This is a genomic window from Photorhabdus sp. CRCIA-P01 (genome assembly GCF_003545805.1).
GTDB classification, from domain to species: domain Bacteria; phylum Pseudomonadota; class Gammaproteobacteria; order Enterobacterales; family Enterobacteriaceae; genus Photorhabdus; species Photorhabdus antumapuensis.
Map to the genome: position 1 here is coordinate 65,387 of NZ_NMQR01000012.1, position 14,716 is coordinate 80,102.

Sequence of the window (14,716 nt, forward strand, 5' to 3'; positions counted from 1 at the left end):
CATTTTTACGGGTTTTCTATTGCAAAGAAACGTAAGAGAACAAATGATAATCACTTAATTGAACTAATATGAGTGATAGTACCTAAGAAAAGGTGAAGGTCGCAATATTAAGGTAAGGGAGCGTATTTATGGAAAAGGCATTGGCAGGCAAAAAAATTCTGATTGTGGAGGATGAAGCTGTTTTTTGTTCTTTGCTGGCAGGGTATTTGCGAACGTTGGGCGCTAAGGTATTAGTCGCCTCTAATGGCGCTGTTGCACTACAGGTGCTAGGACGCGAAGCTCATGTTGAACTTATTTTATGTGATTTAGACATGCCGGTTATGAATGGCATTGAATTTATTGCGAAATTGATGAATGAGGGTATTAGCATTCCAGTTATTATTATTTCAGCGACTAACAAGATGGCTGAAATTGATGAAGTGCTTCGTTTGGGAGCAAAAGATGTTTTATTAAAACCTGTTTCAGATCTTAATGAGATAAAAAAATCGGTGTTGGCCTATTTACATCCTACGGTCTTTATGTCTGGTGCGATTGAACAGAATAACTTGAATAAAGATTGGTTAACTCTAAAGCATAATTCAGATGAAGCATTAAATATGCTTAAGCAGTTACAACCCCCAGTTTCTCAAGTGATTGCCCACTGTAAAGTCAATTACCGAAAATTAAATATAATTGATAAACCAGGATTAATTCTCGATATGGCGGCGTTATCTGACAATGAATTGGCTTTTTATTGTCTAGATATTAGCCGTTCAAAAGAGTATGGTGTGATTTCAGCATTATTACTTAGAGTCATATTTAACAGTTTGTTACAAGAGCATATCATCCACCATTCCCGGCGTTTACCCAATATGGCAGGTATTTTAAATAGAATTAATAACTTACTGGAAGGTGCGGGGTTACAAGGGCAATTTCCATTGCTGCTTGGGTATTATCATACAATCAGTAAAACGGTTCTGCTCATTTCCGCAGGGTTACATGCCAGTATTAAGTCGGGTAATCGCCAAATTCAATTAGACAGTGGTGTTCCTCTTGGGACATTGAGAACGATTTGTTCGAACCAAGTTTGTTCTCATGGTGCTGAATGGCAATGTCGGATTTGGAATACAAATAGTCAAATAAATCTGATGCTTTCTTCAATGTATTCTGGGTGAATATTACCAAGGTGGAATTTTGTTTAAAACGGATTTTAAACATCAAGTCACGGTAATGTAATTAAACAGAATGGTGATGTTTATCGAAGAGAATTAGCTGGTATACTCTGCCTATTATGCTTGGAATCTATCTAATTAGGCTATTTTATTTGCCGCTCTTTACTACAAAGAGCGGATTTAGCACCGCTCAGATAAAAGTGATAACTTCTTGAGTGGTCATAAGGGTGAACGAAGTAGTGAACTTTTGTATGCATCGGGTTTCCGCGTGCTGTTCGCGTGCACGGTTTATTGACACAAAATAATCACCTTATTAAAGAATCGGCACTGATTTTGAGTTGAAGACGGATTTGTTTCAGCCAAAAAACATCGGGAGAAAGATTAATGACATCAGTAGAAAAACCATCAGTAGAAAAACTATCAGTAGAAAAACTATCAGTAGAAAAAAGAGTAAAGAAAGCCGTTATTCCCGTCGCGGGCTTGGGAACGAGGATGCTACCTGCTACGAAAGCAATTCCTAAAGAGATGTTGCCTTTAGTGGATAAACCTCTTATTCAGTATGTTGTTAATGAATGTATTGCCGCTGGCATTAATGAAATTATCTTGGTAACTCATTCATCAAAAAATTCAATTGAAAACCATTTTGATACCAGTTTTGAGCTGGAAGCTATCCTTGAGCAAAGGGTGAAGCGTCAGTTATTGGATGAAGTTCAATCTATTTGTCCAAATCATGTCACCATTATGCAAACTCGTCAGGGAATTGCTAAAGGATTAGGGCATGCGGTGTTATGTGCCAAGCCTTTAATCGGTGATGAACCTTTTGCGGTGATACTGCCGGATGTTATTCTCGATGAATACAGTACAGATCTGACTAAATATAATCTGAGCGAAATGTTGGTTCGGTATAATGAAACGGGTGCTAGTCAAATATTAGTAGAACCTGTACCTCATGAAGAAGTTTCTAGTTATGGTATTGTCGATTGCCAGGGAGAAAATCTTCAACCCGGTGACAGCAAACCAATTAAGCGCGTGGTTGAAAAACCTAAACCGAAAGAGGCACCATCAAATCTTTCTATTGTTGGCCGTTATGTGTTGTCCGAGAAAATTTGGCCATTATTAGCAAAAACAGCACCCGGTGCCGGTGATGAAATTCAACTTACTGATGCAATTGCCATGTTAATAGAACAGGAATCCGTGGAAGCCTATCATTTGCAGGGTGTGAGCCATGATTGCGGTAATAAGCTTGGTTATATGCAGGCATTTGTCCGGTATGGTATGAAACATCATGCTTTGGGCAAAGAATTTACTGATTGGTTAGTGGCTTTGCAGGATCGGATTAAAGAATAATTTTACGGAAATTTAGGTGTTATATGAAAGTTACGGTATTTGGTATTGGTTATGTTGGCTTGGTTCAAGCGGCGGTTTTAGCTGAAGTCGGTCATAATGTTCTTTGTATTGATATAGATGCAAATAAAGTTGAAAATTTGAAAAATGGTCAAATTCCCATTTTTGAACCTGGTTTAGCTCCACTGGTGAAAAAAAATTATGAAGAAGGCCGTCTGAATTTTAGTACGGATGCAAAGGCCGGCGTTGCACACGGTAAATTGCAATTTATTGCTGTCGGTACTCCTCCTGATGAAGATGGTTCAGCAGATTTGAAGTATGTGACAGCGGTTGCCCGTACTATTGCGGAATATATGGATAGCTATAAGGTGATTATCGATAAATCTACGGTTCCTGTTGGTACCGCGGATAAAGTTAATGCCGTTGTTAATGAGACTCTGTGTCAACGTAATATTGATATTCCATTTGATGTGGTTTCTAACCCTGAGTTCCTTAAAGAGGGAGCGGCTGTTGCAGATTGTATGCGCCCTGAGCGGATTATTATTGGGTGTGACAACGAAAGAGTCGTTGACCTAATGTATGAATTGTACGAACCCTTTAACCGTAATCATGATCGTATGATTGTGATGGATATCCGTAGCGCGGAACTGACGAAGTATGCTGCTAACTGTATGTTGGCAACGAAAATCAGTTTTATGAATGAGATATCTAATTTAGCTGAAATGCTTGGTGCTGATATTGAGCATGTTCGTCAAGGAATGGGTTCTGATTCCCGTATTGGCTATCATTTTATCTATCCGGGCTGTGGTTATGGCGGCTCATGTTTCCCGAAAGATGTGCAGGCGTTAATTCGCACCGCAGAGCAAATTGGTTATCAGCCTAAAATTCTTCGTGCTGTGGAGCAGGTGAATGAACTGCAAAAGCATAAATTGCCTTCTTTTGTCACGCGCCATTTCGGTGAAAATTTATCCGGTAAGACATTTTCTGTCTGGGGATTATCGTTCAAACCGAATACCGATGATATGCGTGAAGCATCAAGCTGTGTTTTGATGGAAGCATTATGGCGGGCAGGAGCCAAAATACAGGCTTACGATCCTGAAGCGATGCAGGAAGCTCAGCGTATTTATGGTCAGCGTGATGATTTATTATTGATGGGGACTAAAGAAGCAGCGCTTAAGGGAGCTGATGCCTTGATCATTTGTACTGAATGGCAAAGTTTTCGTGCGCCAGATTTTGATGTCATCAAAGAGTCTCTCAAAACGCCGGTTATCTTTGATGGCCGGAATCTCTATGATCCTGAACGCTTGCAATCCCGGGGTTTTACTTATTATGGGATTGGTCGTGGGGCATCCATTAATCCGGTTATCTGAGTAATACAATGAAATTCTTAGTCACAGGTGCTGCTGGTTTTATTGGCTTTCATGTGAGCCAGAGATTATTGCAAATGGGGCATGAGGTTGTGGGTATCGACAACCTTAATGACTATTATGATGTGAGTCTCAAACAAGCACGGTTAGATCTATTATTTGATAAGCTAGGTTTTAAATTTGAAAAGCTAGATTTAGCTGACAGAATAGCCATTCCCGATCTTTTTTCGCGACACCAATTTCAACGGGTTGTCCATCTGGGGGCTCAGGCGGGTGTTCGTTATTCGTTGCAAAACCCAATGGCTTACATTGATTCGAATATAATAGGGCATCTCAATATTCTGGAAGGTTGCCGTCACAATAATGTTGAGCATTTATTATATTCTTCTTCTAGTTCTGTTTATGGATTAAATAGAAAGCAACCGTTTTCGACAAACGATTCGGTTGATCATCCCGTTTCACTATATGCGGCAACGAAAAAGTCAGATGAATTAATGTCTCATAGTTACTCTCATCTTTATCAGTTGCCAACGACAGGCTTGCGCTTCTTTACAGTATATGGTCCGTGGGGACGTCCTGATATGGCTTTATTTAAGTTCACCAAGGCTATGTTATCAGGGCAGCCGATTGATGTTTATAACTACGGTAATATGGTTAGAGATTTTACGTATATAGATGATATCGTTGAATCAATAATCAGATTGCAAGACATCATTCCCACATCGAATGAGAGCTGGATGGTTGAAGATGGGCAAATATCTGCCAGCTCTGCCCCTTACTGTATTTATAATATTGGTAATGGTCAACCAACTAGATTAGGTGATTTTATTGAAGCAATAGAAGAATCATTAGGCATTCAGGCCAGGAAAAATTTTATGCCCATGCAAGATGGTGATGTTCTGTTGACCTGTGCTGATTCAAGTGACATTTTCCAAAAAATAGGGTTTGCCCCAAATACACCGGTGAAGCAGGGTGTGAAGCAGTTTGTAGAGTGGTATTTAAGTTTCTATCATAAGTCTAAATAAGATAAGGAGCCATTGGCTCCTTATCTATTGAATCAACGACCGTGACCAGAGAGAAGTAAATAGTTGTGTCTGTTTGATTATTAATTTACCTAGGCATTGGCTAAGTGAGTAACTAGCCTTGCTTTATCATAAAGAAATGATACAAAAAACGGGCAACTTGACTAAATTCTTCTCAAGGATACTTATACTCGTTTATACGATAGACGTTAATTCTTTTGTCAGCTAAGTTGTTTAATAATAAAAACACCCTTCTATTTTAAAAGGGTGTTTTTAATTAAATTAACTTGAAAAACAATGAATTAGAGTAAGAAACTATCCAGCGTTTTTCCTTCGTCTTCAATTGCTTTTTTGATAACAGCAGGTGTACGTCCTTGGCCAGTCCAAGTTTTAGTTTCACCGTTTGTATCAACATATTGGTATTTAGCTGGACGTGCGGGACGTTTTGCTTTACCAGCAGATTTGCCGGAGCTCATTGTCTGAAGCAATTCGCTTGGATCAATTCCTTGGTCAAGAATCATTTTGCGAACTTCTTCCAATTTACGTGTACGTTCCTCTAATTCAGCTTGTACCTGACTTTCTTCTTCACGACGTTCTTCAACAACGACGATCAGTTTTTCAAGTATTTCATCTAAGAACTCAAGTTGACATTCTCTTGCTTGGGCTCGTAAAGTACGGATGTTATTTAGGGTTTTTAAATCGCTCATTGTCCTGGTCTCAAATTATTAATGATGATGGCTGATGTGGATATAATAATAGAATGCTATTTTATTTTCTGCAATAGTCAATTTCTCATATTCGGATAAAATAGCTCTTTTTTTTTAAACGTAATTTCTTTACAAAAGTTATATAGCGCTTTTTATACAGCTATTTCGATTGTCATTCCCCAATAACATGTTCAGGGTACCTTTAACAAAGAGGGGACATGATAATCTCTCTAATTTATAAACCAGGTATATACTAAATCGGTAAGTAATTTTAACTGTTTCTTATCATACCTGCTAAAGCAGAATAATACTAAGTTAAAAAAAACTTATGACTAATCCATGAGTTATCGCTGATTTACTGTTACCGTTTTCTGGAAGTAAATCACGCACATTATTAATTTGCATACGATATGCAACAAATCAGTCTGGCTTTCATTTCTTAATTTAAACATGAGCATTTGTCATTCAAATGTGCTTTATTACTCGGCTGATGTGATGGTGGCCATGAATCATTAAGACATCACTAAGCTAAATATTTCGGTATATCAACCGGTGCGGCTTACTGAGATGGATAATCACGACTAAAGTTTATGGTAAACTCATCTGACTATATGGCTTTATAAATTTTGTTAAGGGGCAGGGTTGATGGCTCAACTTTATTTTTATTACTCCGCAATGAATGCTGGAAAATCGACATCCTTGTTGCAATCCTCTTATAACTATAATGAGAGAGGGATGAGAACGCTGGTGTTTACCGCGGAAATTGACACCCGGTTTGAAAATGGAAAAGTCAATTCTCGGATTGGATTATCTTCTGATGCACTTTTGTTTAGTCAACAGACAGATATTGGCGAGTTGATCAGAAATGAAAATAAGCAGGAAAAAGTGCATTGCGTGCTTATTGATGAGTGCCATTTTCTCACGAAAGCACAGATTGAACAGATATGTAAGGTGACCGACTACGATGATATTCCGGTTCTTTGTTATGGGCTGAGAACTGATTTCAGAGGCGAGCTTTTCAGTGGTAGCCAGTATCTTCTGGCGTGGGCTGATAAGTTAGTTGAATTGAAAACTATTTGCTATTGTGGACGTAAAGCGAACCGTGCATTACGTTTTGATAGCGAAGGTGCGGCTATTTATGATGGCGAACAAGTTGATATCGGTGGCAATGAAAAGTATATGTCTGTTTGCCGTAAGCACTATATGGATGCTATTAGTGAGGCGAGGAAAAACAGAAAGGATAGCGTGTAATGGATAGACTTTCCGTGAAGCGGTCGGATGCTCTGTTTGAGAGTTTGTATTAAGAATAGGGCAGCGTTAAGTTAAAGGGCGCTGATATCAGCACCCTTAAGTGGTATTTAATCAATTAATAAATTTGTTCTTACCGGCTTTCTTCTGTCGTAACAGTTTCTGTGAATTCGCGTCCATAGTATGAATCCAACAGCAATTGTTTCAGCTCGGAAATCAGCGGGTAGCGTGGGTTAGCACCGGTACATTGGTCATCGAAGGCATCTTCGGATAACTTATCAACTTTTGCCAGGAAGTCAGCTTCTTGAACGCCCGCTTCACGGATAGATGTCGGGATACCTAGCTCAGACTTGAGCTCTTTCAGCCAGGTTAACAGTTTTTCAATTTTTGTGACAGTATGGTCACCAGTAGCAGATAAACCGAGATGATCGGCAATTTCAGCGTAACGACGGCGGGCCTGTGGGCGATCATATTGACTGAATGCAGTCTGTTTGGTTGGATTATCATTAGCGTTATAGCGAATAACGTTACAAATCAGCAATGCGTTAGCCAGGCCATGCGGGATATGGAACTCAGAACCCAGTTTATGCGCCATGGAGTGACATACCCCCAAGAAGGCATTAGCAAATGCAATCCCGGCAATAGTTGCCGCATTATGAACCCGTTCGCGGGCAACTGGGTTAGTGGCCCCTTCATGATAGCTGGTTGGGAGGAACTCTTTCAGTAGTTTTAGCGCTTGCAGTGCTTGTCCGTCAGAGTATTCGTTTGCCAGGACTGATACATAAGCTTCCAAAGCGTGGGTGATGGCATCCAGTCCACCAAAAGCACAGAGTGATTTCGGCATATCCATGACTAGATTGGCATCAACGATAGCGATATTAGGCGTCAATTCATAATCAGCCAGTGGATATTTCTGACCGGTTGCATCATCAGTGACAACCGCAAATGGTGTCACTTCAGAACCTGTGCCGGAAGTTGTGGTAATGGCTACCATTTTCGCTTTAACCCCCATTTTGGGGAATCTATAGATGCGTTTACGGATATCCATAAACCGTAGAGCTAGCTCTTCGAAATGAGTTTCAGGGTGTTCATACATCACCCACATAATTTTGGCCGCATCCATTGGGGATCCGCCCCCCAGGGCAATAATGATGTCCGGTTTGAATGAGTGCATTTGTTCCGCACCCTTACGAACAGTGCTTAGGGTCGGGTCTGCTTCAACTTCAAAGAAAACTTCTGTTTCTATCCCGTGGGATTTCAGCACATCAGTGACTTGATCAGCATAACCATGATTAAATAAGAAACGGTCTGTTACGATAAAAGCGCGTTTTGCACCATCGGTTGCAACTTCTGCTAATGCCACGGGCAGGGAGCCGCGACGGAAGTAAATTGATTTCGGAAGTTTATGCCACAGCATATTTTCTGCTCTTTTCGCCACGGTTTTGGTATTGATGAGATGTTTGGGCCCTACATTTTCAGAGATGGAATTTCCTCCCCAAGAGCCGCAACCTAGTGTCAGAGATGGAGCAAGTTTGAAGTTGTAGAGATCACCGATACCGCCCTGAGACGCAGGGGTATTCACTAGAATACGGGCTGTTTTCATTTTATCGCCGAAATACTTGATTCGTGCCGCTTGATTGTCCTGATCGGTGTACAAGCAGGAAGTGTGACCAATTCCGCCCATTTCAACTAATTTTTCTGCCTTTTCTACGGCATCTTCAAAGCTATTACCACGATACATAGCGAGCAATGGAGACAGTTTTTCATGAGCAAAGGGCTCTGTTTCATCAATCAAACTCACTTCTCCAATCAAGATCTTGGTCCTTTCAGGAACATTAATGCCGGCCATTTCAGCAATTTTTGTTGCAGATTGACCAACAATTTCCGCATTTAGACTGCCGTTTTTCAGAATGATATCTTGAACCGCTTTCAGTTCCTTGCCTTGTAACAGATAACCGCCATGAGTAAAGAAACGTTTACGCACCTGATCATAAACGGTATCCACCACGATAACGGATTGTTCTGAAGCGCAGATGACGCCGTTGTCAAAGGTTTTGGACATCAGAATAGATGCAACAGCACGTTTAATATCAGCTGATTCATCAATGACAACCGGAGTGTTACCGGCACCGACGCCGATTGCGGGCTTACCAGAGCTGTATGCCGCTTTTACCATGCCTGGACCACCGGTCGCCAGGATTAGATTGATGTCCTGGTGGTGCATTAATGCATTGGAAAGTTCAACGGAGGGTTCATCAATCCAGCCAATAATATCTTTTGGCGCACCAGCCGCGACCGCAGCCCTCAGAACCAATTCTGCTGCTTTGGTGGTTGCTTTTTTGGCGCGTGGATGGGGTGAGAGAATAATGCCGTTACGGGTTTTTAGGCTGATGAGCGCTTTAAAAATAGCGGTGGATGTTGGGTTGGTGGTTGGCACGATACCGCAGATTAAGCCGATAGGTTCAGCGATAGTGATGGTGCCGAATGTTTTGTCTTCAGACAAAATGCCGCAGGTTTTATCATCTTTATAAGCGTTATAGATATATTCGGAAGCAAAGTGGTTTTTGATTACTTTGTCTTCGACAATGCCCATACCGGATTCTGCCACGGCTAATTTTGCTAAAGGGATACGTGCATCTGCCGCTGCAAGGGCCGCAGCGCGGAAGATTTTGTCAACTTGCTCCTGAGAAAAGTTAGCAAATTCACGTTGTGCTTTTTTTACCCTGGCAACCAGTTCGTTCAGTTCAGTAACATGAGTTACAGTCATAAAGAAGTACTCCTGAAAAATATTAAAAATCTTTTAATATCAATGAATAAGTATTTTTTAGACTATTTAGCTTGGTGATTTTTTGGTAACTACAGGTTATCATTTGGTATTAAATATATATTGATCTTAATCACATAAATTCCAAAGCTGACTCCTTTCAGCTTGGGTCAGTGATAATTATTATTGATTGGGCTGTAAATAGCGTTAAGAGGTTGAATTTTTAATCTAATGGAAATATCGGGTTAACAACTTGTTATATAAGATATTTTAAATTAAAAAATGCGTTGTGGTCGATGGAAAATCGAACTTTGCCAGTATAAAGTGAAGAAAAAATTAAGTTTTCTATTATTTTAGGGAGAGCGATCATGAGAATATTTTTAATAACACAGCGTAACTCAATAGAGGTTTTTTGTGGGTGACTTACTGCTGGATCTGCCTGGTTACATTAAGTTTTTTGTTGGGCTGTTTGCACTGGTCAATCCTGTTGGTATTTTGCCAGTTTTTATCAGTATGACTCACTACCAAGCTCAATCGGTTCGTAATAGAACTAACTTTATTGCCAATACTTCTGTTGCCATCATTTTATGGACATCTTTGCTGTTAGGTGACTCGATACTGCGTATGTTTGGCATTTCCATTGATTCTTTTCGTATTGCCGGTGGGATTTTGGTTGTGACCATCGCGATGTCGATGATTAACGGTAAACTTGGCGAGGATAAACAGAATAAGCAGGAAAAATCAGAAACAGCCATTAGAGAAAGTGTTGGTGTTGTGCCGCTGGCATTGCCGTTAATGGCAGGTCCCGGTGCAATCAGTTCTTGTATTGTCTGGAGTTCTCGTTATCAGGGATGGCAGAATTTTATTGGGTTGGTGCTTACCAGCGCGTTGTTTGCTTTTTGCTGTTGGTTATTATTTCGAGCTGCACCTTTAGTCGTCAAATATCTTGGGCAAACAGGCATTAACGTTATCACCCGAATTATGGGACTGCTATTGATGTCTTTGGGAATTGAACTGATTGTGACAGGGATCAGAGCGCTATTCCCAGGGTTGCTTTGATATGATTTACGATAAAAGGTGTTAGCTTTCTTTCAAGTGAAATTACAAATTATGATATTCTTATCATTTTTATTATAAAGCCTATTTCATAGGCTTTTCTTACTTCTTTTACCGGTACTTCCTGAATTTTATACAAATAACCCAATATTTTTCTAAATTATTCTTTCCTGTTAGTTCAATGTGTAACTGGTTGCTTCCACCACTGTTTTGTGATGAATGTAGGTTTTTAATTTGCATTGATTGCAATTTGTTAAAATTATGTTTATTTTCATCTTTGGTCTAGCTTTGTTTACTATTTTAGTGAAGTTTTAAGTTGATAATTCTATATGTATCAATTGCTTATAATAAATTTTGGGATATTTTATCAATTAATGTAATAAGTCGTACTAAGTTGTTTGTAAGGATGATTTTTGCAATATGAGAGCGATATTTTAACAATTGATATGATAAGTTACCTTTAATATTTAATCCGTTACTTTGGGCTAAATAATGTGAAGATACCGGACTTGATGGGATATGTGGAATGAACGGGTCCATCAAACTGGAGGTAAAAAATGAAGATCAAACAATTAAAATTACATAAGTTTATTTCCTGTATATTTTTATTATCAGTGTTTCCTGTTACAGCCGTGCCTGCCGCTGAACTTCCAGATGGTGTGAAACTTGCGGATAAACAGCAGATTATTATTAATAATGGCGCAGAAGTTGCTTCGCTTGATCCACATAAAGTCGAAGGTGTACCAGAATCCAACATTATTCTTAATCTCCTGGAAGGGTTGGTGAGTACAGGCTCCGAGGGAGAAGTTGTGCCAGGCGTTGCGACCCATTGGGAAAATCAGGATTACAAGGTATGGACTTTTTATCTACGTGATAATGCTAAATGGAGTGATGGAACGCCTGTCACGGCACATGATTTTGTCTATAGTTGGCAACGGTTAGCTGACCCAAAAGTGGGTTCACCTTATGCCAGCTATCTTCAATATGCTTACGTTGAAAATATTAGTGATGTTCTGAAAGGTAAAAAATCACCTGACCAGTTGGGGGTTAAAGCGCTGGATGATCATCGTTTGCAGGTGACTTTGACACATCCCGTGCCTTATTTCATCAATATGCTCAGTCATACGGCAATGAAACCAGTGAAAAAGGATCTGGTCGAAAAATTGGGTAATAAATGGACTTTGCCAGAAAATTATGTGGGTAATGGGGCGTATCGGCTGAAAGAGTGGGTGGTCAATGAGCGGATTGTGATTGAACGTAATCCACAATACTGGAATAACGGTAAAACAATTATTGAGCAAGCGACGCTTTTACCCCTTCAATCCGAAACCAGCGGTGTTAACCGCTACCGTAGTGGGGAAATAAATATCACCAACAGCGCTATCCCTCCGGATCTGTATCGGAAAATGAAAAAAGAGATCCCTGATCAGATGCGCGTTAGCCCTTATCTCTGTACGTTCTATTACGAAATTAACAATAATAAACCCCCGTTTACTGATGTAAGAGTCCGTGAGGCCGTCAAGTTAACTCTCGACCGGGATATTATTGCGGGGAAAATTATGGGGCAGGGGCAAATACCGGCCTATGGTTTTACGCCAACATTTATCGGAGGTGGTGATTTTGCTAAACCAGAGTGGGCTGGCTGGACACAGGAGCAGCGCAATAAACGAGCCAGAGCATTGTTAGCCCAGGCCGGTTTCAATCAGGCGAATCCATTGAGATTCACCTTGTTATACAACACGTCAGAGCAAAATAAACAACAGGCTATCGCTGCCGCTTCCATGTGGAAAAAGAATCTGGGAGCGGATGTGATTTTGCAGAATCAGGAATGGAAAACCTCGCTTGAAAGCCGCCATCAGGGGAATTATGAGGTGACCAGAGCAACCTGGTGTGCGGATTACAATGAACCTACCGCGTTTTTAAATATGTTTCTGTCAGATAGCAGTAATAACACGACTTTCTATCAGAATAAAAATTTTGATAGCTATCTGGAACAGGCATTAATCGCTAAGGATGCTATTGAGCGTAAAAAATTATACCAACAAGCCGAGTCTCAATTGGATAAAGACTCGGCGCTGATTCCCGTTTATTACCGGGTGAGTGTAAGGCTTGTTAGCCCATCAGTGGGAGGGTTTTCAGGGAAAGACCCATTGGATTATATGGATATTAAGCGACTGTATATGATAAAAAATTAGACAGTCGCTTTATTCGAAAGAGTTACTGAGACCCTGCAAACAAAATCGTTCCTTTTGTATGCAGGTGGTAATCCACCCCTTATTTCTGGGCCGTCGGTTGATAACGAATCTGACGGGATAAAATTGGAGTAGAAAAAGATGATAAACACAACGAGAAAGAGACTACTTACTGTCAGCATCAGCGCTGCACTGAGTATGGTAATGGCAAGTCAGGTCTTGGCTGCGAAAGTGCCTGATGGTGTTCAATTAGCGGATAAACAGGTTTTAGTCCGTAATAACGGCTCTGAACCGCAATCGCTGGACCCGCATAAGATTGAAGGCGTGCCAGAATCACATTTGGCACGTGATTTGTTTGAAGGTGTCGTCATCGTTGGTCCGAATGGCGAAATCTTGCCAGGTTCTGCGGCCAGTTGGGAAAATAAAGACTTCACTGTCTGGACATTCCATATGCGTAAAGATTCTAAGTGGTCTAATGGTGATCCTGTCACTGCTCACGATTTTGTTTACAGTTGGCGGCGTCTGGCTGATCCCAATACTGCTTCTCCCTATGAAAGTTACCTCCAGTATGCCCATATCACCAATATTGATGACATCATCGGTGGTAAAAAGAAACCAGATACTCTGGGTGTAAAGGCGCTGGATGACTATACATTGCAGCTTACATTGAGCGAAGCGGTTCCTTATCTGCCAAGACTTTTGGCTCACTCTTCAATGTCACCGGTTCATCGGGCTACGGTGGAAAAATATAACGAAAAATGGACTCAACCGCAGAATTTTGTCGGTAATGGCGCTTACAAACTGAAAAACTGGGTGGTCAACGAACGTATTGTGATGGAACGTAGCCCAACATACTGGGATAACAAAAATACGGTTATTGATCAGGTGACTTTCCTGCCAATTTCCTCAGAAGTGACGGATGTAAACCGTTATCGTAGTGGCGAAATTGACATGAGTTATACTAATTTGCCAATTGAGCTATTCCAGAAACTGAAAAAAGAGATCCCGAACGAGCTGCATATTAACCCACATCTATGTACTTATTATTACGAAATTAATAATGAAAAGCCGCCATTTAATGATCCTCGTGTCCGTACTGCATTGAAATTGGCGATGGACCAAGACATTGTGACCAATAAAGTCAAAGCACAGGGTGATATCCCTGCTTACGGTTTTACACCGCCGTTTATTGATGGTTTTAAAGAAATAAAACCAGCATGGTTTACTGATTGGAACCAGGAAAAACGTAACCAGGAAGCCAAAAAATTACTGGCCGAAGCGGGTTATACTAAAGATAATCCATTGAAGTTTAATTTGCTTTATAACACCTCTGATCTGCATAAAAAAATTGCAATCGCGGTATCTTCTGTTTGGAAGAAAAATTTAGGTGCTGATGTCCGTTTGGAAAACCAAGAGTGGAAAACTTTCCTGGATACTCGACATCAGGGTAATTATGACGTAGCCCGTGCTGGCTGGTGTGCCGATTACAACGAACCTTCTTCATTCCTGAATGCAATGCTTTCTTATAGTAGTAATAACACGGCTCATTATAAGAGTGATGAGTTCGATAAACTGGTGAAAGAATCTCTACAAGTAAAAACAGATGATGAGCGTGCGGCTGTTTACCAAAAAGCAGAAGCGCGGTTAGATAAAGATTCGGCTATTGTCCCCCTTTATTACTATGTGAATACCCGGTTAGTGAAGCCCTATGTTGGTGGCTATACAGGGAAAGATCCTTTGGATAATTTACACACCAAAGATTTTTATATTATCAAACACTAATCGTTGTAAAGCAGCCCGGAAAGGGCTGCTTTAGTATCAAATTATTTTAAGGCCAGGGTTAAGGGCCAACACATAGGAACGGG

Annotated in this window: 10 protein-coding genes; 8 read left to right on the forward strand and 2 right to left on the reverse strand. The window is 40.5% G+C overall.

All coding sequences use genetic code 11. From position 1 onward, the window contains the following. Positions 1 to 128: 128 nt before the first annotated feature. The 4 genes from rssB to D3222_RS09770 all read left to right on the forward strand — a co-directional run bounded on the left by rssB (position 129) and on the right by D3222_RS09770 (position 4,887). Complete coding sequence (gene rssB, locus D3222_RS09755) at positions 129 to 1,154, forward strand: two-component system response regulator RssB (RefSeq protein ID WP_118985980.1); 1,026 nt, start codon at positions 129 to 131, stop codon at positions 1,152 to 1,154. A 381-nt stretch (positions 1,155 to 1,535) separates the two neighbouring features. Next, a complete protein-coding gene (gene galU / locus D3222_RS09760; protein ID WP_118985981.1) occupies positions 1,536 to 2,498 on the forward strand; it encodes a UTP--glucose-1-phosphate uridylyltransferase GalU in 963 nt (320 codons plus the stop codon). 23 nt (positions 2,499 to 2,521) lie between these two features. Beyond that, complete coding sequence (locus D3222_RS09765; protein WP_118985982.1) at positions 2,522 to 3,865, forward strand: UDP-glucose dehydrogenase family protein; 1,344 nt, start codon at positions 2,522 to 2,524, stop codon at positions 3,863 to 3,865. Positions 3,866 to 3,873: 8 nt separating this feature from the next. Beyond that, positions 3,874 to 4,887 (forward strand): NAD-dependent epimerase, encoded by a 1,014-nt coding sequence (locus D3222_RS09770; RefSeq protein WP_118985983.1) that lies wholly within the window; start codon positions 3,874 to 3,876, stop codon positions 4,885 to 4,887. Between the two features lie 299 nt (positions 4,888 to 5,186). Here D3222_RS09770 and hns read toward each other — a convergent pair whose 3' ends face one another. Next, positions 5,187 to 5,591, reverse strand: a complete 405-nt coding sequence (gene hns, locus D3222_RS09775; protein WP_118985984.1) for a histone-like nucleoid-structuring protein H-NS — start codon at positions 5,589 to 5,591, stop codon at positions 5,187 to 5,189. Between the two features lie 645 nt (positions 5,592 to 6,236). On the opposite strand from hns, the gene D3222_RS09780 reads away from it, so the two are divergent. Continuing rightward, positions 6,237 to 6,842: a thymidine kinase gene (locus tag D3222_RS09780; RefSeq protein WP_118985985.1), complete on the forward strand. Its 606-nt coding sequence runs from the start codon at positions 6,237 to 6,239 to the stop codon at positions 6,840 to 6,842. Positions 6,843 to 6,972: 130 nt separating this feature from the next. On the opposite strand, the gene adhE is transcribed toward D3222_RS09780, so the two are convergent. Beyond that, a complete protein-coding gene (adhE, locus tag D3222_RS09785; protein ID WP_118985986.1) occupies positions 6,973 to 9,606 on the reverse strand; it encodes a bifunctional acetaldehyde-CoA/alcohol dehydrogenase in 2,634 nt (877 codons plus the stop codon). A gap of 411 nt (positions 9,607 to 10,017) precedes the next feature. On the opposite strand from adhE, the gene D3222_RS09790 reads away from it, so the two are divergent. The 3 genes from D3222_RS09790 to oppA all read left to right on the forward strand — a co-directional run bounded on the left by D3222_RS09790 (position 10,018) and on the right by oppA (position 14,633). Continuing rightward, complete coding sequence (locus D3222_RS09790; protein WP_118985987.1) at positions 10,018 to 10,662, forward strand: YchE family NAAT transporter; 645 nt, start codon at positions 10,018 to 10,020, stop codon at positions 10,660 to 10,662. A gap of 554 nt (positions 10,663 to 11,216) precedes the next feature. Then, positions 11,217 to 12,854, forward strand: a complete 1,638-nt coding sequence (locus tag D3222_RS09795) for an ABC transporter substrate-binding protein (RefSeq protein WP_118985988.1) — start codon at positions 11,217 to 11,219, stop codon at positions 12,852 to 12,854. A gap of 138 nt (positions 12,855 to 12,992) precedes the next feature. Continuing rightward, the gene (gene oppA / locus D3222_RS09800; RefSeq protein WP_118985989.1) at positions 12,993 to 14,633 is read left to right on the forward strand and encodes an oligopeptide ABC transporter substrate-binding protein OppA; all 1,641 of its coding nucleotides are present in this window, start codon (positions 12,993 to 12,995) and stop codon (positions 14,631 to 14,633) included. Positions 14,634 to 14,716: the final 83 nt, after the last annotated feature.

Coding starts and splice junctions, on each gene's coding strand:
- rssB (WP_118985980.1), top strand. CDS start 129: ATGGAAAAGGCATTGGCAGGCAAAAAAATTCTGATTGTGGAGGATGAA.
- galU (WP_118985981.1), top strand. CDS start 1,536: ATGACATCAGTAGAAAAACCATCAGTAGAAAAACTATCAGTAGAAAAA.
- D3222_RS09765 (WP_118985982.1), top strand. CDS start 2,522: ATGAAAGTTACGGTATTTGGTATTGGTTATGTTGGCTTGGTTCAAGCG.
- D3222_RS09770 (WP_118985983.1), top strand. CDS start 3,874: ATGAAATTCTTAGTCACAGGTGCTGCTGGTTTTATTGGCTTTCATGTG.
- hns (WP_118985984.1), bottom strand. CDS start 5,591: ATGAGCGATTTAAAAACCCTAAATAACATCCGTACTTTACGAGCCCAA.
- D3222_RS09780 (WP_118985985.1), top strand. CDS start 6,237: ATGGCTCAACTTTATTTTTATTACTCCGCAATGAATGCTGGAAAATCG.
- adhE (WP_118985986.1), bottom strand. CDS start 9,606: ATGACTGTAACTCATGTTACTGAACTGAACGAACTGGTTGCCAGGGTA.
- D3222_RS09795 (WP_118985988.1), top strand. CDS start 11,217: ATGAAGATCAAACAATTAAAATTACATAAGTTTATTTCCTGTATATTT.
- oppA (WP_118985989.1), top strand. CDS start 12,993: ATGATAAACACAACGAGAAAGAGACTACTTACTGTCAGCATCAGCGCT.